An 18,621-nucleotide genomic window follows, 5' to 3' on the forward strand; every position below is an offset into this window, starting at 1 on the left:
CTCAGGCGTCTGGGGCGGTATCGGGGCTGACCGCGGCATCAATCGGGTCCTCGGCCCCCTCCAGAGCGGGCACCTCCAGGGTGGGAGCATCCTCCTCTTCCGGCGCGGGCGGCACCAGCACCACTTCGGTGAGGCGGTCGCCGGAGTCGAGCTTCTGCAGGCGCACACCGGTGGCAGCGCGGGACTGCTGGGGAATGGCATCGGCCTGGGTGCGCACGATCACCCCCTTCTCGCTCACCAGCAGCAGCTCCTCGCCGGCGCCGAGCACCTTGAGGCCCACCAGCACGTCGCCGGCGCGGCGGAACTTCATGCAACGCAGGCCCATGCCGGCCCGCTTCTGCAGCCGGAACTGATTCACCGGCACCCGCTTGCCCAGGCCGCTGGCGCTGGCCACCAGCACCCACGGACCCTCGCTCGGCGCCACTTCGTCGCCCTCGTCTGCGTCAGCGTCGTCGCTGGCGCTGCTGGCCACCTGGTCGGCGAGCTCGGCCGGGATCACATCCATGCTCACCAGCTGATCGCCGGCGCGCAGGTTCATAGCGCGCACCCCGCGGGCGGTGCGGCCCAGGGGGCGCAACTCCTCATCGCTGAGGCGGAAGTGGATGGTCATGGCGTTGCGCGAGCCGATCAGCACGCTGTCGCCGGGCTGGGCCAGCCGCACCCAGGTGAGGGCGTCGCCGTCCTCCAGGGAGATGGCGATCAGGCCGTTGGAGCGGATGTTGGCGAAGGCCGAGAGCCTGGTGCGCTTCACATAGCCACCACTGGTGAGCATCACCAGCACGGCATCTTCGGCGAATTCGCTCACCGCCAGCAGCGAGGTGATCTGCTCCTCGCGGGGAATCGGCAGCATCTGCACGATCGGCGTGCCCTTGGCGGCCCGGCTGCAGATCGGCACCCGGTAGGCCGGCACGGTGTACACCACACCCCGATCCGAGAAGAGCAGCAGGTTGTCGTGGTCGTTGCAGCTGATGAACAGCTTCACGGCCTCCTCACCCTGGCTCTTGGTGCCGGCCTTGCCGCGGGTGCCGCGGCTGGTGGCCTCGAATTCGCTCACCGGCATCCGCTTGAGGTAGCCGTTCTCGGTGAGCAGCACCACCGAGCGCTCGTTGGCGATCAGGTCGATGTCTTCAAGGCCGCCCTCCAGATCCAGGATCTCGGTGCGGCGGGGCGAGAGGTAGCGGCTGCGAATCACACCGAGCTCCTCGGTGATGATCGTGAGCACCCGCTCGCGGTTGGCCAGGATGTCCTTGTAGTCGGCGATCTTGACCACGAGGTCTTCGTGCTCGAGCCGGATCTTGTCGGCCTCCAGGGCGGTGAGGCGGCGCAGCTGCATCTGCAGGATGGCGTCGGCCTGGATCTCGCTGAGGCCGTGGCGCTCCTGCAACTGCTGGCGGGCCGTGGCCGCATCCGAGGCGGCCCGGATCAGGGCGATGATCGGATCGAGCTGGTCGAGGGCCAGCAGCAGACCCAGCAGAATGTGGTCACGCTCTTCCGCCTTGCGCAGGAAGTAGCGGGTGCGGCGCTCGATCGTCTCGACGCGGAAGTCGAGAAACACCTGCAGCATTTTGCGCAGGGTGAGCAGCACCGGCTCCGACTTCACCAACGCCAGCATGTAGGCGCTGAAGTTGTTCTGCAGCGGGGTGAGCTTGAACAGGTTGTTCAGCACCACCTGGGGGTAGGCGTCGCGGCGCAGCTCGATCACGATCCGCATGCCGTCGCGGTCGGATTCGTCGCGGATGTCGGCGATGCCCTCGAGCTTCTTGTCGTTCACCAACTCAGCGATCCGCTCAATCAGCGAGGCCTTGTTGGTCTGGAACGGCAGCTCGGTGATGATCACCGCATCGCGATCGGGGCGGCCCTTCACCTCCACCGTTTCGATCGAGGCCACGCCACGCATCGTCACCGAACCACGACCGGTGGTGTAGGTCTCGCGGATGCCGCGGCGGCCCAGGATCTGGCCCCCCGTGGGGAAGTCGGGCCCCGGGATGATCGCCATCAATTGGAGATCGTCGATCTCGGGGTTGGCGATCAGCGCCAGCATCCCGTCGATCAGCTCGGTGAGGTTGTGGGGCGGGATGTTGGTCGCCATCCCCACGGCGATGCCGGTGGAGCCGTTGAGCAGCAGCTGCGGAATCCGCGCTGGCATCACGGTCGGCTCCTGCTGGGAGCCGTCGAAGTTGTCGGCGAAGTCGACCGTCTCGGCTTCGATGTCTTCGAGCAGGCTGTCGGTGGTGAGCGCCTGCAGCCGCGACTCGGTGTAGCGCATGGCGGCCGGGGGGTCGCCGTCCACCGAGCCGAAGTTGCCATGCCCGTTCACCAGGGGCATGCGCATGTTGAAGTCCTGGGCCATCCGCACCAGGGCGTCGTACACCGCCGTGTCGCCGTGGGGGTGGTACTTACCGAGCACCTCACCCACCACACGGGCGCATTTGCGGTAAGGCCGGTCGCTGGTCAGGCCCAGCTCGTACATCGCATACAGGATGCGCCGGTGCACCGGCTTGAGGCCGTCGCGGGCATCGGGCAGGGCCCGGCCCACGATCACGCTCATCGCATACTCCAGATAGGAGCGCGACATCTCGTTGCGCAGATCGGTCTGGATGATCCGCGAATCGCCGTTGCCGCCGGACTCCCCCGGTGAGCCAGCACCGGGTCCGCTGGGGTCCGCCATGGATGACCGTCTTGAGCAAGGGTCAGTTTATCGAAGCCCCCCGGGAAATGCCCAAATCAGCGCCAAGCTCGCGATGAGTAGCCGTGAACTGCCGCCACGCCAGGAGGCGGAGCTGCGCCGCAAGCAGGAGCGGGGCCAGCTGCAGGTGCGCGCCGCCGCCGAGTTTCGGAGCCTGGTGCAGCAAGCCGGGCTGGCCGAGGCCTACGCCGCCACCGATGTGGTGGTGGCCGCCGATGCGGGCTTCACCGACCAGGCCAGCCTGCTCCTGAGCCTCGGGCCAACGGATCCACCCATTCGCCTGCGCGCTGGACAGCTGGCCGGCGTGCAGGGGCTGGCGGGCTGCGGCAGCGGCGAGCTGGTGCTGCCGATCGGCGGCGGGCTTGGCGATGCCCCTGGCGGCGCTGAACTGCTGGCCGCCCTGCTGCAGGGGCAGGCGCTGCCATTCGACGCCCGTGGCGAGGCCACCGCCCTGCACCCCCGCCGCGAGCTGCACACCGAGCTGGGCCTGGAGCAGATCGGCACCGGCCGCCTGCTGCTGCACCGGGCCATCAGTGAAAACGGGGTGGTGGCCCTCAGCCAGGCCGAAAGCCCCTGCCCCAGCCCCTACGGCACCCTGCTGGGACCGGCCGCCAACGCCCTCTATTCCTGCGGCGGCGCCGGCAGCATCGGCCTCACCATGCCGGGGCTATCGCTGCTGGGCCCGGGCTCACCGGTGCTGGTGGGGGGCGCCCTCGGCTGGGTGGTGGGGGCCGGCAGCGGCCACCAGCCCGGCTGCCGCCGCCAGGCCAGCGGCCATGCCCGCACCCCAGGGGCGGCGGCCGCAGTGTGCGTGGATCTGCACGACCTGCGGCCCGAGTGGGTGCGCCCCTGCTTCTTTGAGGGCCACGGCAGCGCCCTGCTGGTGGCGATCGCGGCGCCGGTGCCGCTGATCAATGGCTCGGTAGCGCGCCAGGCCGCCGCCGGTCCGGAGGCGTTGGAGGCCCCCGTGCTCGACCTCTCGGTGCCGCGGCGGGTCAAGCCCAGCCTGGGGGCGGTGACCTATGCGGAGCTGCTCAGCGGCACGATCACGGTGCGGGGCCGCCCGGTGGCCTGCGCCCCCTCCAATAGCCCGCGGCTGGCCACCGCCGCCGCCGAAGCGCTGGCGGAAGCCCTGCGCAGCGGCGCCTTCCCGCTGCGGCTGCCCCTGGTGCCGCTGAGCCCTCGCCCCAGCCTGCTGCCGATCGAAGCCTGAGCTGTGGGTCGGCCGGGTGTTGGTCTGGCTGCCAACCACACGTAAGCTCCCGCCACACCTGTGCACCCGCGGCGCCGCCTGCCATGGCCGACGACACCACCAGCAGCCCCGACCAGAGCGCTACCAACCCGAACACTCCCGAGCCTGCTGAGCAAGCAGTCGAATCGGTGGAGCAGTCGGTGGAGCTGGTTGAGCAGATTGAGCCGATTGGACTTGTTGAACAGGTTGTTGAACAAACCGCTGAAGCAGCGGTGACCGCCCCCCCCGAGCCCAGCGTTGCCACCACGTTGTTGGTGGAGCCCTCACCAGCTCCCCTCGCAACCCAGCCGGGCCCATCAGCCGGCGGCGAGGGCACAGGCGAGGGGGAGGGCGGTGAGTGGGAGCTGCTGCTGCAGAAGCTGGGCCAGTGGCTCAACCAGGGTGAACTGCAGAGCCTCTGGAGCCAGGCCCGCAAACCCGTCACGTTCTTGGCAGCCCTGGTGGGCCTGCTGCTGGTGCTGCGCGTCTACAACGCCGTGCTCGGTGCCCTCGACAGCCTGCCGCTGGTGCCCGGGCTCCTGGAGCTGGCTGGCGTGGTGTGGTCGGTGCGCTACGGCGTGCCCAAGCTGCTGCGCAGCAGCGAGCGGGAACGGCTGTTGAGCGGCCTGGGCAATCGCTGGAAGTCCTTCCGCGGCAAAGGCTGAGCCGACATCGCTCCAAAGGAATCGGGGCGCACCGGTTGATAGCTTGGCCCGAATACGCACAGTTCCGGTGAACATCCAGCTCGGTCGCAATCGCGTCGTCCGCCGCGCCTACGGCATCGACGAGATCGCCCTGGTTCCGGGCGGCCGTACCGTCGACCCCGCCGTCACCGACAGCAGCTGGAGCCTGGGCGGCATCAGCCGCGAGATCCCGATCATCGCCAGCGCCATGGACGGCGTGGTGGATGTGGGCATGTGTGTGGCACTCGCCAAGCAGGGCGCCTTGGGTGTGCTCAACCTGGAGGGCGTCCAGTGCCGCTACGACGACCCCAACCCTGCCCTCGATCGCATCGCCGCCGTCGACCGCGACAGCTTCGTGCCGCTGATGCAGGAGCTCTACAGCCAGCCGGTGCGGGAAGACCTGATCCGCCAGCGCATCGCTGAAATCAAGCAGCAGGGCGGCATCGCCGCGGTGAGCGCCACCCCGGTGGCGGCCCTGAAATTCGGCCGTGCCATTGCTGAAGCGGGCGCCGATCTGTTTTTTGTGCAGGCCACGGTGGTCAGCACTGAGCACATCGGCCCTGAGGGCCAGGAAACCCTCGATCTTGAGGCCCTCTGCCGCGACTTCGGCGTGCCCGTGGTGATCGGCAACTGCGTCACCTACGACGTGGCCCTCAAGCTGATGCGGGCCGGCGCCGCCGGCGTGATGGTGGGCATCGGCCCCGGTGCCGCCTGCACCAGCCGCGGCGTGCTCGGCATCGGCATCCCCCAGGCCACTTCGGTGGCCGACTGCGCTGCCGCCCGCGACGACTACTTCAACGAAAGCGGCCGCTACGTGCCGATCGTGGCCGACGGCGGCATCGTCACCGGCGGCGACATTTGCAAATGCCTGGCCTGCGGCGCCGACGCCGTGATGATCGGCTCACCCATCGCCCGCGCCGCCGAGGCCCCCGGCCGCGGCTTCCACTGGGGCATGGCCACCCCCAGCCCGGTGCTGCCCCGCGGCACCCGCATCAAAGTGGGCACCACCGGCAGCCTTGAAAAAATCCTGCGCGGACCCGCCTCCCTCGACGACGGCACCCAGAACCTGCTCGGCTGCATCCGCACCTCCATGGGCACCCTGGGCGCCCGCACCATTAAGGAGATGCAGCAGGTGGAGGTGGTGGTGGCCCCCTCCCTGCTCACCGAGGGCAAGGTGTATCAAAAGGCCCAGCAGCTGGGCATGGGCAAATAGATCGCGGCGTTAGCGTGAAGGCGTGGGGGCTTCGGCTCACACACTCCTCACACCCTCCGGCCCGGCGCGTCCGGGCCTTTTGTCTTCCCCCGGCACCCAGTCAGCAGCCACCCAGCCAGGCTGATCACGTCCTGCAACGGTCCATGGTTGCCTCGAAATAACCTTGCTAGATTCCCTGAAACCCTGATCCAGCAAGGATGTCCAGCGCTGCCGCTGTCACTGACGCTTCCTTTGAGCAAGATGTGCTCAAGAGTGATCTGCCCGTGCTGATCGACTTCTGGGCCCCCTGGTGCGGCCCCTGCCGCATGGTTGCGCCGATCGTGGACGAGATCGCCGCCGAATTCGAGGGCAAGATCAAGGTGTTCAAGCTCAACACCGACGAAAACCCCAACGTCGCCAGCCAGTACGGGATCCGCAGCATCCCCACCCTGATGATCTTCAAGGGCGGCCAGAAGGTCGACACCGTGGTGGGTGCCGTACCCAAGACCACCCTCTCAGGCACGATCTCCAAGTACCTCTAAGCATCCCTGCTGGTTGAGGGCAGACAGCTGAGCGACCCATCCCGTTTCGGCCAGAGTCCGCTGCAGGTTCTGGCCCAGGAGCTCGAAAACCACCCCCAGCGGCACCTAATCGAGCGATCGCTGGTGTCGCTGTTGCAGGTGAGTCGCCACGAACGCGGCCAAGATGAGTGGCGCCTGATCAGCGGTGCCCTGGCCGATATCAGCGAAGCGCTGGAGGTGTTTCACCCCCATCGCGACACCCGCAAGATCACCGTCTTCGGCTCGGCCCGCACCGTCGCCAGCGACCCCTGCTACGGCCTGGCCGAGCAGCTGGCCCGCTGTGCTGTTGAAGCCGGCTTCGAGGTGATGACCGGAGCCGGCGGCGGCATCATGGAGGCCGCCAACAGCGGTGCCGGCTGCGAAGCCAGCATCGGCCTCAACGTCGATCTGCCGTTCGAGCAGCACGCCAATCGCTTTATGAGCAGCTGCGATGGCCGGCTGCTGCACTTTCGCTATTTCTTCACCCGCAAGCTGTTCTTCCTGCGGGAGAGCGATGCCCTGGTGGTGTTGCCGGGGGGCTTCGGCACCCTCGATGAGCTGTTCGAATCGCTCACCCTGATTCAGACCGGCCGCACCCCACCGATCCCCCTGGTGCTGCTCGCCCCCGAAGACGACAGCTTCTGGAGCGGCTGGCAGCGGGATCTCAACGAAGGGCTGGCCGCCCGCGGCGTGATCTCCCCAGAAGACGGCGACCTGCTGAGCGAAGCCCACACGGGCGAGGAGGCGGTGGCCCGCATCAGCCACTTCTACCGGTTGTTTCACTCGGCGCGGCTCGGCGACGATCGCATCGAGCTGCTGCTCAACGCCGCCCTCCAGAGCGAGCAGCTCAAGGCCCTGAATCTCCAGTTCGACGATCTGGTGGATGAGGGCGTGATCCAGGCCCGCGACACCGTCGACGACCACGGCCTGCTGCGCCCCTGCCTGCACTTCCACTTCGACCGCCGCCGCATCGGCCGCCTCTACCAGCTGCTCGATGTCCTCAACAGCCTGCCCGTTCCGCCCGACCAGGTGCTGGAGCAGCCTGGGCGGCGCCAACCCATCACGCCCCCATGACGCGCCTTGGCCTGATCGACTACGGCATGGGCAATTTGCACTCGGTGCAGCGGGCCTTTGAGCGGCTCGGCGCCGTGGTGCAGCCGGTGTCCAACGCCGCCGAGATGGATGGCTGCACGGCCCTGGTGCTGCCGGGGGTGGGCGCCTTTGATCCGGCGATGCAACGCTTGCGCCAGGGCGGCCTGGCCGAGGCGATCACCCGCTGGTGTGCCGCGGGCAAGCCCCTGCTGGGCATCTGTCTGGGCCTGCAGCTGTTGTTTGAGGCCAGCGACGAGGGCACGGCGGCAGGCCTCGGCCTGCTCAAAGGCCGGGTGCGGGCCCTGCCGCGCTGCCCGGGCCAGCCGATTCCCCACATGGGCTGGGAGCCGCTGATCGCCGCCAACCCCAGCCCGCTGCTACCCGCCGGCGGCCCAGACACCTGGGTGTATTTCGTGCACTCCTACGCCGCCGAACCCAACGATCCGGCCTGCAACACCGCCCTGGTGCGCTTCGGCGACACCGCCGTCACGGCCGCGGTGTGGCAGGGCGCCATCGGGGCGTGCCAGTTTCACCCGGAGAAATCCGGCCCCCACGGGGAGGTGATCCTGCGCCGCTGGCTTGCCTGGCTCGCCGCCCAATGAGCCTGCGGCTGAGCGGTGGCCGGCGCCTGCAGAGCCCGCCTGGCAACACGGCCCGCCCCACCAGCTCCCGGGTGCGGCTGGCGGTGATGAACCTGCTGGCGCCGGAGCTGCCGGGCTGCGCCTGGCTGGATCTGTGCAGCGGCAGCGGCGTGATGGCCTGCGAGGCGCTGCAGCGGGGCGCCCGACGCGTCGTGGCGGTGGAGCAGGACCGGCGGATCGCCGCCGTGGCCAGGGCCAACCTGGATGCGGTGGGCCAGGGGCTTGATCAGGGGCTGGCGCGGGCCGCTGGGGCATCTCCCCACTGGGAGGTGCACTGCCGCGAAGTGAGCCGCTGGCTGGCCCAGCCTGACAGCGAAGGCTTTGATCTGATCTACGCCGATCCGCCCTATGCCGCCGGGCTCTACGTTGCGATCGCCGCTGGCGTGGCCGCAGGCGACTGGCTTAAGCCCGGCGGCACTTTGGTGTGGGAATGCGCCAGCTCAGCGGTGCCACCCAAGCCCAAGGGGTGGCAGCAGCGGGACGAACGGCGCTATGGCAGCACAAGCCTGGTGGTGCTGCAACAGGCCTGATCGCCGCAAAACGACAAGCAAGCCTCAGTCGAGCAGGGTGCCGCGGCGATACTGGTTCCAGGCCGCCACAAACAAGCCGGCCAGGGTCACAGGAATCAGACCGAGCACGATGCCGCAGAGCAGGGGTTCGATCATGGGGCGGTTACGGCATCAATCTGGGCACAATTGTTCCACGTCCATGGCTCTCACCGCGAGCCTGCTGCACCAACTGTGACCGGCCCACCCCTGACCCCCAAGGTCTCCCCAGCTCCTGCCTCCCCGGCACCCGTCGCCCCGGCAGCCGTCGCCCCGGCAGCCGTTGCCGCCACCGGCCGCCGCGGCCTGATCGCCGCCCTGGTGGGGATGGCGGCGGCCGCCTGCATCGTGGCGGTGCTGCTGGTGCTGCCAGCAGCCCAGGCCGACCCTTACACGCGCCAGACCCTCGAGCTCAGCGGCTCTAGTGAAAACGGCGGCCGGCTGTTCCGGCTCAACTGCGCCGGTTGCCACGGCATTGCCGGCCAGGGCCTGGTGGGCCCCAACCTGCACGGGGTGGCGGAACGCAAGGCCCCACGCCAACTGATCCAACAAGTTGTGAGCGGCCGCACCCCGCCGATGCCGCGCTTTCAACCCGAGCCCCAGGCCATGGCCGACCTGCTGGCCTATCTCAACGGCCTGGTGTGAGCGCCACACCCCAACCGCCTCCCCCGCTCGCCGTGGTGCTGGTGGAGCCCGCCGGGCCCCTGAACGTCGGCAGCGTCGCCCGGCTCTGCGCCAATTTCGGGGTGGCGGAGCTGCGCCTGGTGGCCCCCCGCTGCGACCACCTGGGCGAGGAGGCCCGCCGCATGGCCGTGCATGGGGCCTGGGTGCTGGACCAGGCCCGCCTGTTCCCCAGCCTCAGCGCCGCCCTGGCCGACTGCCACCGGGTGGTGGCCACCAGCGGCCGGCGCGCCGGTGAACCCCTGCCCCTGCTGGCCCCGGAGCCGGCCCTGCACTGGCTGGCCGAGGGGCCACCAAGCGCCCGGGCCCTGGTGTTCGGGCGGGAAGACCGGGGCCTCAGCAACGACGAGCTGCTCCAGGCGGGTCGGCTGCTGACCCTGGGCAGCGGTAAGGCCTACAGCTCCCTCAACCTCTCCCACGCTGCCGCCCTGGTGCTGCACAGCTGGCACGGCCTCGGAGCTGCTGGCGCCTCTGCGCCGGCCCCAGCCCCAAGCCTGGCCCCCAACCCCGGCGACCGCCGGGCCCTCGAGTCCATGCTCGGCGACGCCGAAGCCCTGCTGCTCGACGTGGGCTTCCTCTATCCCCACACCGCCCACGCCCGCATGGCCAAACTGCGGGCCCTGCTGCAACGGGCCCAGATCTCGGCCGAGGAGGTGGCCCTGGTGCGCGGCATGGTGCGTCAGCTGCGCTGGGCCAGCCAGCGAGGCAGCAAGCCTGGCCAGACCCCTTAGCGTCGGACCACTTCGACTGCATGGCCCTGTGACTGCTGGCCGTTCGCCCCGCAGCCCCAAAAGCCGCTGGGGCCAGCCCCTGCGGCTGGTGTTGCGCTTGATGGTGATGGGCATCGGTCTGGGGGTGATCACCGGCACCAGCCTCAAGCTGCTGGCCCCCCGCCTGGCCCAGGGCGCCATGGAGGCACCCAGCCTCGACCTCGGGGCCGCCAACACCGGCAAGGGGCTCGACCCCGGCCAGTTCGAACCCCGCACCGAGCTGACAGCCCTGAGCCAGCGCTGGGCCCAGCTCGCCGCCGCCCAGAAAGGGCTGCAGAGCTCGGCCTTCCTGCTGGTGCTCGACGACGGTCGCTTCGCCCAACTGCAGCCCGACCTGGCCCTGCCGGCCGCCAGCTCGATCAAAACGCCGATCCTGCTGGCGGGTCTGGAAGACTTCGACAACGGCAAACTGCGCTGGAACGAGCCGCTGCCCCTCACCAAGGAGGTGGTGGGTGGAGGTGCCGGCTGGATGGCCAGCAAACCAGTCGGCACCCGCTTCCCATTTTTCGAGGCGGCCACCGAGATGATCCGGGTGAGCGACAACAGCGCCACCAACCTGCTGATCAAGCGCCTGGGCGGCAAAACCGCCCTCAACGAGCGCTTCACCGCCATCGGCCTGCCTTCCACAGCGGTGAACAACTGGCTGCCCGACCTTGAAGGCACTAACACCACCAGCAGCCGCGACCTGGCCCGCTCGATCGCTCTGGTGGACACCGGCGAGAAACTCAGTCCCCGGGCCCGCGATCTGTTTCGGGAAATCATGGGCACCTCCCGCACCAACACCCTGATTCCCCTGGGGCTGCTGCTGGGGCTCGGCAAGGATTCCGCCGACCCCGACAGCGAGCTGCTGAGCTTCGGGATCACCGCCTACAACAAAACCGGCGACATCGGCATCGCCTATTCCGATGCGGCCCTGATCCAACTGCCCAATGGCCAGCGGGCCGTGGCGGCGTTCATGGTCAAGGGCCCGTTCAACGACCCCCGTTCCGCCGATCTGATCCGTGCCATGGCCGGCGAAGTGTCCAAAACCCTGGTAGGCCGTAAATGAACTCCACCTCCGGACGGCGGCGCGCCCGCCTACCCCTGCTGCTGCTGGCCGTCCTGGTCGCTCCGACCCCGTCGCTCGCCCAACCAGCTCCCGTGCTGCGCCCTCAAACCGTGGCGCCCCTCAGCGGCGGCCTCGACCGGGTGCTGCTGGTGAACGACAACAACCCTGAGCTGATTCGCGAGCCGGGAATCCTGCTGTCCACCTTCCCCGGCAGCGGCCGCGGCGTGCCGTCGGCCCACCTGGATGTGGTCCTCAACGGCCGCTTCGATCTGTTCAGCCACCACGTGTACGCCGGCAAGCCGGAGAGCCTCGATTCCACCCTGTGGCTGGCGGTGCTGGCGGCTCCCCGCGAGCCGGAGCCGGTGATGTTGAAGCTGCTGAGCGGCTCCACGGCGCTGTCCCAGGCGGTGGAGCCCGGCCAGGCCGGCGCCCCCTTCCTGCCACTGCCGGCCCTGATGGCCCAGGGCAGCACGCCGGTGTGGGCCGGACCCGGCAGCCGGGTGGCCACCGAACTGCTGGCCCGCCAGCGCAGCCCCCAACTGCCCGCCAGCTGGACCCTGCCGCCCGGCGCCCCCCGCACCCTGGTGGTGCTACCCCTGCCGGTGCGAGGCCTCGACCCCCTGCTTAATGGCCTCAACCTGCAGATGCGCCTGGAGAGCTCCGGCCCCGTGAGCCTCGCCACCCTGGCCGCCTTCGGCAGCGGCAACCAGCCGCCGCCGGCGAGCACCTGGGCCGCGCTGCTGGAGGGGGGCCTGAGCCCGCGGGAGCACGCCCCCACCCCCCGGGGCAGCAAGGGGGGGATGGTGTATTCGCGGGTGAGTGGGGTGCAGGTGGGCAGCGTCTGGCGCAGCCGCCTCACCGATCCGGGCCAGAATTGGCTGAGCGTGCGCCGGGCGCCGATCTCCTGGCCGATCAGCAGCCTGGAGCGCGGCACCCTGGGCACCGGCCAGGTGCAAACCGCCGAGCTCCAGGCCTTTTACCCCGGCACCGCCTGGGCCGCCCACGGCAACTACGGCGTCGAATACGACCTGAGCATCCCCCTGCGAAACGACACGACCCAGCCAGTGGCGCTGCTGCTGGCGCTGGAATCGCCGATCAAGGGCGATGCTGCCGCCGGGGGCCTGCGCTTCCACAGCATTGGCGGCATCACTAGTGGCAGCCGACCGGTGATGTTCCGCGGCACGGTGGAGGTAACGGGGCTGGATGGCACGCCCTCCCCCTCGGGCGCCCCGGGCCGGCCGGCGGGTCGGCGCAGCTTCCACTTGGTGCAGCGGGCCGGCGAGCCCTCCCCTCCCCTGGGCACGGTGAGCCTGGCGCCAGGGGCAAGCCGCCAGCTGCAGGTGCGGCTGATCTATCCGGCCGATGCCACCCCGCCCCAGGTGCTCAGCCTGCTGCCCGTGCCAGAGCCAGCTGTGAAACAATCCAAAACCACTCCAGCCAGCCATCCGTGACGCCAGCCCCCCGCAAGCGCAGGGTTTTCCCCTTCACCGCGATCGTCGGGCAGGAGGAGATGAAGCTGGCCCTGCTGCTCAACGTGATCGATCCGCGCATCGGCGGCGTGATGATCATGGGCGACCGCGGCACGGGCAAATCGACCACGATCCGGGCCCTGGCCGACCTGCTGCCTGAGATCGACGTGGTGGCCGGCGACCCCTACAACAGCTCCCCAGACGACCCCGACCTGCAGAGCGCCGAGGTACGCGCCCGCGCCGAGCAGGGCGAAGAGCTGCCGGTGGAGCCCCGCCAGGTGCCAATGGTCGACCTGCCCCTGGGCGCCACGGAAGATCGCCTCTGCGGCACGATCGATATCGAAAAAGCCCTGAGTGAGGGCGTGCGGGCCTTTGAGCCGGGCCTGCTGGCCAAGGCCAACCGCGGCCTGCTCTACGTGGACGAGGTGAACCTGCTCGACGACCACCTGGTGGACGTGCTGCTCGACTCGGCTGCCTCCGGCTGGAACACCGTGGAGCGCGAGGGCGTCAGCGTGCGCCACCCGGCCCGCTTCGTGCTGATCGGCTCCGGCAACCCGGAGGAGGGCGAGCTGCGGCCCCAGCTGCTCGATCGCTTCGGCATGAGCGTGGAGGTGCGCACCGTGCGCGATCCCGAACTGCGGGTGCAGGTGGTGGACCAGCGCACCAACTTCGACAGCGATCCCGACAGCTTCAACAACGCTGTGCAAACCACCCAGGACGCCCTGCAGGCGCGGGTGGTGGCGGCCCAACGGCTGCTGGGCCAGGTGCAGATCGACGACGACCTGCGCATTCGCATCTCCGGCATCTGCGGCGAGCTGGATGTGGATGGCCTGCGGGGCGACATCGTCACCAACCGGGCGGCCCGCGCCCTGGCGGCCTTCGAGGGGCGCACCGAGGTCACCGAAGACGACGTATCCCGCGTGGTGGCCTGCTGCCTGCGCCACCGCCTGCGCAAGGATCCGCTCGAGCAGATCGATTCGGGCGACCGGGTGGTGAAGATGTTCTGCAAGGTGTTCAACCGCACAGACAGCGGCGACCGCAGCGCCTTCGAACTGGCTCTGGCGGCTTGAGCGGCCGGCCATCACAGCGCTGGAAGGACGACCGAAACCGGCATTGATAACGGCATATGATGTCGATATCAATCTTGACCGCGGGGGCGCGGGCCCGATGCGCACGATCATCGATCTGCCCGATGCCGATCGGGAACGGCTCGACAGCCTCTGCCGCCAGCGCGGCCTGTCCCGCGCCGAAGGCCTGCGCCAGGCCCTGCGCAGCTGGCTAGACCACCAGGGCGTTCAGCACCAGAGCGTCTTTGGCCTGTGGCGCAACCGCCCGGAAGATTCCCTGAGCCTGGAGCGGGCGCTGCGCAGCGAATGGGAGCACTGACGTGGCCGCTGGGATTGCAGCTGCAGGGCTGCTGCTCGACTCCAACATCCTGATCGATCTCTTACGCGGGGAAGCCCAGGCCCTCGCCTGGATCGAAACCCACGCCGGGGCTGCCTCGATCAGCGTGATCAGCTGGATGGAAATCCTGGTGGGCTGCCGCGATGACGAATTGGGCGCCGTGGAACCCTGGCTGAGCAGCTTTCCGCGCCTGGAGCTGACCCAGGCCATCGCCCGGGAGGCGGTGGCCTGCCGCCGCAGCCTGGGCCTGAAAATCCCGGATGCCATCATCCTCGCTACGGCGCGCTGCCATCGCCTGCAGCTGGTGACCCGCAACACCCGCGATTTCCCGGAGTCCCTCGGCGGTGTGCGGGTTCCGTACCGACTCAGCCCCGAGGACTGAGCCATGCGCATCCTCGGCATCGATCCCGGCCTGGCCCGCGTGGGCTACGGGGTGATCGAGGTGGAGAGCGAGCGGGGCCGCAGCGGCCGCCAGGCGCTGCTCGACTGCGGCATCCTGCGCACCGAGCCCGGCCGCAGCGAGGGGGAGCGGATGGTGGAGATCGCCCGCGACCTGCGGGTGCTGATCCGCACCTGGCGACCCGAGCTGGCGGTGGTGGAGAAGTTTTTCTTCTACCGCTCCAGCACCACCATTGCCGTGGTGCAGGCCCGCGGTGTGCTGATGATGACCCTGGCGCGCTTCAAGGTGCCGGTGGTGGAGTTTCCGCCGATGCAGATCAAGCAGGCCCTCACCGGCCACGGCCATGCCCAGAAAGACGAGGTGCTCGAAGCGGTGATGCGCGAGCTCAACCTCGACACCCCACCCCGGCCCGATGACGCCGCCGATGCTTTGGCCGCCGCCCTGACGGGTTGGTTCCAGCGATGAGCGCCGCGGATGAGGCCACCGCCAGCACCAAAGCCGCGCTGAGGCGGCAATTCCGCGCCCAGCGCCAGGCCCTGCTGCCGGCGGCCCAGCCCGCGATTGAGGCCCAGGCGCTGCGGCACGTGCCCGGGCTGCTGGCCCCGGATCAGCTCCTGGGGCTCTACTGGCCCCTGCCCGGCGAGGTGGATCTGCGGGCCCTGCGGACCCTGCTGCCCGGCCGGGTCGCCCTGCCGGCCATCACCCACGCCGCAGAGGATGGTGATGCCCGACTGGTGTACCGGCCCTGGCACAACGCAGAGGCCTTGGCGCCTGATGGCTGCGGTATCCCCGCCCCAGCGGATCACAATGACGAGCTAGGAGGGGGCGGGCTGGACCCGGAGATGCTGGGCTTGCTGCTGATTCCGGCCCTGGCCTGCGACGCCGCCGGGATTCGGCTCGGTTATGGCGGCGGCTGGTACGACCGGCTGCGGGCCGATCCGGCCTGGGCGCGGGTGCCGGCGCTGGCGGTGCTGCCCCAGGGCTGCCGGCTGGAGCAACTGCCCCGCGACCCCTGGGACGTGCCACTCCACGGCTGGCTGGATGAAAACGGGCCCGGCTGGCTGGATCCCGCGCCTCGGTGTTGAACCGGTCGGACAACTTGTTGAACAACTTGTTGAACAACTTGTTGAACAACTTGTTCAACAAAGGCTTCACAAGCAGCGCAGTAGCTGCCCTCGTTTGCCAGGATCATCTTCATTACACCTGCACCGCCTTGGACCTGTCTGCGTCGCGCACCCCCAGCAGCCACGCCTCAGCCCCTGAGCAGGTGCTGGCCGCCGAACTGCAGGAGCGGGGCCAGAGCCACGACGCCCTCTCGATGATGGTGAGCTCGATGGTGCGGATGGTGCAGGCCGGCAAAAGTAGCGATAGTCGCTGGAAAGCGTCCTGATCCAGCCATGACCCTGCGCCATCCAGTGGTCCGCTTCAGTGCCGCCAGCGGCCTCGCGGCGGTTGCAGCCCTGCTGATTGGGCCAGCCCCGGCCCGCAGCCATGCCCTGGAAAGCAGCCTCGAGCGATTGAGCAGCCTCACCAACCAAGTGGTGCTCGACAGCCGCTTCGGCAACGGCGAACCGGCCGATGATGCGGTGGTGCGGCTAGTGCCACCGGGCGGCACCCCGATCGACGTGGGCCGCACCGACGCCAACGGCCAGCTGCGCTTCCGCCTGCCCCCAGGGGCCACCACCGCCTGGGAAGTGCAGGTGGACAAGGGGCCTGGGCATCGCGACTACCTGGAACTGCCCGGCACCAGCCCCACCACCTCCAGCTCAAGCGCCGCTGGCTGGCAGCCGCTGGCCTTCAGCGGCAGCGGTGGTGTCTTGGGCGTTGGAGCCATTGTTGGGACCCTGGGCATAACCATGACCTGGCGCCGCGGCCGGCGCACCGGACGCCGCTGATGGCAGCCGCCCCCACCGGCAGCCCTGCCCTCGACCAGATCGTGGCGCGTCTAGCCGGCACGACCGATCCCAGGCGGCGCTACGAATACGTGCTGTGGCTGGCCAAGAAGCTCGAGCCCCTTCCGGAAGATTTTCGCGACGACGCCTTCAAGGTGAAGGGCTGCGTCTCCCAGGTGTTTGTGGTGGGGGAACTGGTGGACGGCAAGCTCCACTGGCGCGGCGATTCCGATGCGGCGATCACCAAGGGGCTGCTGGCCCTGCTGATCCAAGGACTGGAGGGGCTGACGCCCGCGCAGGCCACCGCCATCGATCCGAGCTTCATCGCGGCCACCGGTCTGCAGGCCAGCCTCACGCCGTCGAGGGCCAACGGCTTCCTCAACATCCTGCGGCTGATGCAGGCCCAGGCCCAGGCGCTGGCGGGCTGATTTCGGCACAGGCGGGCTGATTTCTAGGATCGCCCCACTGCAATCCCCCAGCGCATGACCATCGGCATCGGCTTGCTCGGCCTCGGCACGGTGGGGGCAGGCGTGGCCGGCATTCTGGCGACCCCCTCCGGGCGCCATCCGCTGGTGGCTGAACTGGACCTGCGTCGGGTGGCGGTGCGCGACCTGACCAGGCCGCGGCCCGTGGAGCTGGCCGCTGAGCTGCTCACCACCAATCCGGAGGCGGTGGTGGACGACCCGGCCGTGGACATCGTGGTGGAGGTGATGGGCGGCCTGGAGCCGGCCCGCTCCCTGATCCTGCGGGCGATCGCCGCCGGCAAGCCGGTGGTGACCGCCAACAAGGCCGTGATCGCCCGCTACGGCGAGGAGATCGCTGCGGCCGCCGCCGAGCAGGGCGTGTATGTGCTGATCGAAGCAGCCGTGGGTGGCGGCATTCCGATCATCGAGCCGCTCAAACAGTCCCTGGGTGCCAACCGCATCCAGCGGGTGAGCGGGATCATCAACGGCACCACCAACTACATCCTCAGCCGCATGGCGGCCGAGGGCGCCGCCTACGCCGACGTGCTGGCCGAGGCCCAGCGGCTGGGCTACGCCGAAGCCGATCCCGCCGCCGACGTGCAGGGCGGCGACGCCGCCGACAAGATCGCCATCCTGGCGGGCCTGGCCTACGGCGGCAGCGTGCCCCGGGCCGCCATCCCCACCGAAGGCATCGACAGGCTGGAGGCCCGCGACGTGGCCTACGCCGCCCAGCTGGGCTATGTGGTGAAGCTGTTGGCGGTGGCCCAGGCCATGCCCAACCTGAATCAGGGCGCCGAGCAGCTGCTGGATGTGCGCGTGCATCCCACCCTGCTGCCCAAAGCCCATCCGCTGGCAGGGGTGAACGGGGTGAACAACGCGATCCTGGTGGAGGGGGATCCGGTGGGCCAGGTGATGTTTTACGGCCCGGGAGCTGGCGCTGGCCCCACCGCCTCGGCCGTGGTGGCCGACATCCTCAACATCGCCGGCATCCGCCAGGCCACCGCAGGCTCAGCCAAGCCCCCCCTCGATCCCCTGCTGGCCGCGGGCAGCTGGCGGGCCTGCCGCCTGGTGGACAGCGCCGAGACGACCCACCGCAACTACGTGCGGCTGCGCACCCGCGACGAGGCCGGTGTGATCGGCAAGATCGGCACCTGCTTCGGCGAAGCGGGCGTGTCGATCCAGTCGATCGTGCAGTTCGAAACCCAGAGCGCCGGCGACGCCGAAATCGTGGTGATCACTCACGACGTGTGCGAAGCCAACTTCCGCCAGGCCCTGGCCGCGATCGAAGCCCTGGCTGACGTGCAGGCCGTGGCCGCCTGCCTGCGCACCCTCTAGAGCGCGACTGATCAAGGCCATCAGGTCCGCAAATCGCCACCCGCTGGCCGGCTGGGCCCATGGCAGGCCACAGTGGGTGCATCAATCTGAAGCAATCCTTAAGACGCCTTCCGCCCGGTGACTGTGACGATCCCCTCACCAGGCCGGCCTCGGTAACGACACGAACAGTTTCAGCCCTCGTAGGACCTGCAGGATTGCGTTGTGTAAAGGGTCCCTTTGCAACCCTTCACCACTCTGTCCCGATTCCCACGCTCCAGCCCCGTCATCCATCCATCCGGCAGCCATCGCCGCCTTCCCCTATGACCGGTCCCACCTGCTCCACCGCCGCACCCGCCCTTCACCAGGGCGCCTGCGTGCACCTCGGCAGCGATGAGCAGCTCTACCAGGTGATCGGCATCGACGACCATCACGACCGCTGCTGGCTGCGCCGCTGGCCCCTGGACCGCCAGGGTTCGGAGGTGTTTGAAATTTCCCTGCAGCAGGTGCGTCCGGCCCGGCCGCATCGGTCTTGAATGGCGAGGCTTTGAC

The 18,621-nt window shown here is 69.3% G+C and carries 23 protein-coding genes; 21 read left to right on the forward strand and 2 right to left on the reverse strand.

Annotation, left to right across the window (positions count from 1 at the left end; all coding sequences use genetic code 11):
- Position 1: 1 nt before the first annotated feature.
- Positions 2–2,668, reverse strand: coding sequence for a DNA gyrase subunit A (gene gyrA, locus KBY65_RS08200; protein ID WP_094559764.1), 2,667 nt, complete (start codon positions 2,666–2,668; stop codon positions 2–4).
- Positions 2,669–2,741: 73 nt separating this feature from the next.
- Between gyrA and KBY65_RS08205 the strand changes: the two genes are divergently transcribed.
- The 7 genes from KBY65_RS08205 to rsmD all read left to right on the forward strand — a co-directional run bounded on the left by KBY65_RS08205 (position 2,742) and on the right by rsmD (position 8,615).
- Positions 2,742–3,899 (forward strand): homocysteine biosynthesis protein, encoded by a 1,158-nt coding sequence (locus KBY65_RS08205; protein ID WP_255001218.1) that lies wholly within the window; start codon positions 2,742–2,744, stop codon positions 3,897–3,899.
- Between the two features lie 83 nt (positions 3,900–3,982).
- Positions 3,983–4,582 carry a CAAD domain-containing protein gene (locus KBY65_RS08210; RefSeq protein WP_255001220.1) on the forward strand — a complete coding sequence of 200 codons (600 nt, stop codon included), beginning with the start codon at positions 3,983–3,985 and terminating at the stop codon, positions 4,580–4,582.
- 67 nt (positions 4,583–4,649) lie between these two features.
- Positions 4,650–5,813 carry a GuaB3 family IMP dehydrogenase-related protein gene (locus tag KBY65_RS08215; RefSeq protein ID WP_094559761.1) on the forward strand — a complete coding sequence of 388 codons (1,164 nt, stop codon included), beginning with the start codon at positions 4,650–4,652 and terminating at the stop codon, positions 5,811–5,813.
- A gap of 197 nt (positions 5,814–6,010) precedes the next feature.
- Complete coding sequence (gene trxA, locus KBY65_RS08220) at positions 6,011–6,334, forward strand: thioredoxin (RefSeq protein ID WP_094559760.1); 324 nt, start codon at positions 6,011–6,013, stop codon at positions 6,332–6,334.
- Positions 6,335–6,457: 123 nt separating this feature from the next.
- Positions 6,458–7,426, forward strand: a complete 969-nt coding sequence (locus tag KBY65_RS08225) for a TIGR00730 family Rossman fold protein (protein WP_254987477.1) — start codon at positions 6,458–6,460, stop codon at positions 7,424–7,426.
- On the forward strand, positions 7,423–8,046 hold the full coding sequence (hisH, locus tag KBY65_RS08230) for an imidazole glycerol phosphate synthase subunit HisH (protein WP_254987479.1): 624 nt from the start codon (positions 7,423–7,425) through the stop codon (positions 8,044–8,046). The genes KBY65_RS08225 and hisH overlap by 4 nt, the downstream gene beginning before the upstream one ends.
- Positions 8,043–8,615 carry a 16S rRNA (guanine(966)-N(2))-methyltransferase RsmD gene (gene rsmD / locus KBY65_RS08235; RefSeq protein WP_094559757.1) on the forward strand — a complete coding sequence of 191 codons (573 nt, stop codon included), beginning with the start codon at positions 8,043–8,045 and terminating at the stop codon, positions 8,613–8,615. Before hisH ends, rsmD begins: the two co-directional genes overlap by 4 nt.
- Before the next feature lie 24 nt (positions 8,616–8,639).
- On the opposite strand, the gene petG is transcribed toward rsmD, so the two are convergent.
- The gene (petG, locus tag KBY65_RS08240) at positions 8,640–8,750 is read right to left on the reverse strand and encodes a cytochrome b6-f complex subunit V (protein WP_094559756.1); all 111 of its coding nucleotides are present in this window, start codon (positions 8,748–8,750) and stop codon (positions 8,640–8,642) included.
- Between the two features lie 207 nt (positions 8,751–8,957).
- On the opposite strand from petG, the gene KBY65_RS08245 reads away from it, so the two are divergent.
- From KBY65_RS08245 to KBY65_RS08310, 14 genes are all read left to right on the forward strand, one after another.
- On the forward strand, positions 8,958–9,275 hold the full coding sequence (locus tag KBY65_RS08245) for a c-type cytochrome (RefSeq protein WP_094559844.1): 318 nt from the start codon (positions 8,958–8,960) through the stop codon (positions 9,273–9,275).
- Positions 9,272–10,042 carry an RNA methyltransferase gene (locus KBY65_RS08250; protein WP_254987484.1) on the forward strand — a complete coding sequence of 257 codons (771 nt, stop codon included), beginning with the start codon at positions 9,272–9,274 and terminating at the stop codon, positions 10,040–10,042. The genes KBY65_RS08245 and KBY65_RS08250 overlap by 4 nt, the downstream gene beginning before the upstream one ends.
- A gap of 28 nt (positions 10,043–10,070) precedes the next feature.
- Complete coding sequence (locus tag KBY65_RS08255) at positions 10,071–11,129, forward strand: serine hydrolase (RefSeq protein ID WP_233128497.1); 1,059 nt, start codon at positions 10,071–10,073, stop codon at positions 11,127–11,129.
- Positions 11,126–12,580 carry a DUF3370 domain-containing protein gene (locus KBY65_RS08260; protein WP_255001223.1) on the forward strand — a complete coding sequence of 485 codons (1,455 nt, stop codon included), beginning with the start codon at positions 11,126–11,128 and terminating at the stop codon, positions 12,578–12,580. Before KBY65_RS08255 ends, KBY65_RS08260 begins: the two co-directional genes overlap by 4 nt.
- A complete protein-coding gene (bchI, locus tag KBY65_RS08265; RefSeq protein WP_255001225.1) occupies positions 12,577–13,668 on the forward strand; it encodes a magnesium chelatase ATPase subunit I in 1,092 nt (363 codons plus the stop codon). Before KBY65_RS08260 ends, bchI begins: the two co-directional genes overlap by 4 nt.
- Before the next feature lie 97 nt (positions 13,669–13,765).
- Positions 13,766–13,984, forward strand: coding sequence for a CopG family transcriptional regulator (locus KBY65_RS08270; protein WP_255001227.1), 219 nt, complete (start codon positions 13,766–13,768; stop codon positions 13,982–13,984).
- Position 13,985: 1 nt separating this feature from the next.
- Positions 13,986–14,384, forward strand: a complete 399-nt coding sequence (locus KBY65_RS08275) for a type II toxin-antitoxin system VapC family toxin (protein ID WP_233128496.1) — start codon at positions 13,986–13,988, stop codon at positions 14,382–14,384.
- A gap of 3 nt (positions 14,385–14,387) precedes the next feature.
- Complete coding sequence (ruvC, locus tag KBY65_RS08280) at positions 14,388–14,867, forward strand: crossover junction endodeoxyribonuclease RuvC (RefSeq protein ID WP_094559752.1); 480 nt, start codon at positions 14,388–14,390, stop codon at positions 14,865–14,867.
- Positions 14,864–15,487: a 5-formyltetrahydrofolate cyclo-ligase gene (locus KBY65_RS08285; RefSeq protein ID WP_255001228.1), complete on the forward strand. Its 624-nt coding sequence runs from the start codon at positions 14,864–14,866 to the stop codon at positions 15,485–15,487. The genes ruvC and KBY65_RS08285 overlap by 4 nt, the downstream gene beginning before the upstream one ends.
- Before the next feature lie 128 nt (positions 15,488–15,615).
- Positions 15,616–15,792 carry a hypothetical protein gene (locus KBY65_RS08290; RefSeq protein WP_255001230.1) on the forward strand — a complete coding sequence of 59 codons (177 nt, stop codon included), beginning with the start codon at positions 15,616–15,618 and terminating at the stop codon, positions 15,790–15,792.
- Between the two features lie 7 nt (positions 15,793–15,799).
- Positions 15,800–16,297, forward strand: a complete 498-nt coding sequence (locus tag KBY65_RS08295) for a hypothetical protein (protein ID WP_255001237.1) — start codon at positions 15,800–15,802, stop codon at positions 16,295–16,297.
- Positions 16,297–16,722 carry a SufE family protein gene (locus KBY65_RS08300; RefSeq protein WP_094559748.1) on the forward strand — a complete coding sequence of 142 codons (426 nt, stop codon included), beginning with the start codon at positions 16,297–16,299 and terminating at the stop codon, positions 16,720–16,722. Before KBY65_RS08295 ends, KBY65_RS08300 begins: the two co-directional genes overlap by 1 nt.
- A 54-nt stretch (positions 16,723–16,776) precedes the next feature.
- Positions 16,777–18,093 carry a homoserine dehydrogenase gene (locus KBY65_RS08305; RefSeq protein WP_255001239.1) on the forward strand — a complete coding sequence of 439 codons (1,317 nt, stop codon included), beginning with the start codon at positions 16,777–16,779 and terminating at the stop codon, positions 18,091–18,093.
- Positions 18,094–18,392: 299 nt separating this feature from the next.
- A complete protein-coding gene (locus KBY65_RS08310; RefSeq protein WP_094559746.1) occupies positions 18,393–18,605 on the forward strand; it encodes a hypothetical protein in 213 nt (70 codons plus the stop codon).
- Positions 18,606–18,621 lie beyond the last annotated feature (16 nt).

The organism is Cyanobium sp. Alchichica 3B3-8F6, from assembly GCF_024346435.1.
Lineage (GTDB): Bacteria > Cyanobacteriota > Cyanobacteriia > PCC-6307 > Cyanobiaceae > Cyanobium_A.

Coding starts and splice junctions, on each gene's coding strand:
- gyrA (WP_094559764.1), bottom strand. CDS start 2,668: ATGGCGGACCCCAGCGGACCCGGTGCTGGCTCACCGGGGGAGTCCGGC.
- KBY65_RS08205 (WP_255001218.1), top strand. CDS start 2,742: ATGAGTAGCCGTGAACTGCCGCCACGCCAGGAGGCGGAGCTGCGCCGC.
- KBY65_RS08210 (WP_255001220.1), top strand. CDS start 3,983: ATGGCCGACGACACCACCAGCAGCCCCGACCAGAGCGCTACCAACCCG.
- trxA (WP_094559760.1), top strand. CDS start 6,011: ATGTCCAGCGCTGCCGCTGTCACTGACGCTTCCTTTGAGCAAGATGTG.
- hisH (WP_254987479.1), top strand. CDS start 7,423: ATGACGCGCCTTGGCCTGATCGACTACGGCATGGGCAATTTGCACTCG.
- rsmD (WP_094559757.1), top strand. CDS start 8,043: ATGAGCCTGCGGCTGAGCGGTGGCCGGCGCCTGCAGAGCCCGCCTGGC.
- petG (WP_094559756.1), bottom strand. CDS start 8,750: ATGATCGAACCCCTGCTCTGCGGCATCGTGCTCGGTCTGATTCCTGTG.
- KBY65_RS08245 (WP_094559844.1), top strand. CDS start 8,958: ATGGCGGCGGCCGCCTGCATCGTGGCGGTGCTGCTGGTGCTGCCAGCA.
- KBY65_RS08260 (WP_255001223.1), top strand. CDS start 11,126: ATGAACTCCACCTCCGGACGGCGGCGCGCCCGCCTACCCCTGCTGCTG.
- KBY65_RS08270 (WP_255001227.1), top strand. CDS start 13,766: ATGCGCACGATCATCGATCTGCCCGATGCCGATCGGGAACGGCTCGAC.
- ruvC (WP_094559752.1), top strand. CDS start 14,388: ATGCGCATCCTCGGCATCGATCCCGGCCTGGCCCGCGTGGGCTACGGG.
- KBY65_RS08285 (WP_255001228.1), top strand. CDS start 14,864: ATGAGCGCCGCGGATGAGGCCACCGCCAGCACCAAAGCCGCGCTGAGG.
- KBY65_RS08295 (WP_255001237.1), top strand. CDS start 15,800: ATGACCCTGCGCCATCCAGTGGTCCGCTTCAGTGCCGCCAGCGGCCTC.
- KBY65_RS08300 (WP_094559748.1), top strand. CDS start 16,297: ATGGCAGCCGCCCCCACCGGCAGCCCTGCCCTCGACCAGATCGTGGCG.
- KBY65_RS08305 (WP_255001239.1), top strand. CDS start 16,777: ATGACCATCGGCATCGGCTTGCTCGGCCTCGGCACGGTGGGGGCAGGC.
- KBY65_RS08310 (WP_094559746.1), top strand. CDS start 18,393: ATGACCGGTCCCACCTGCTCCACCGCCGCACCCGCCCTTCACCAGGGC.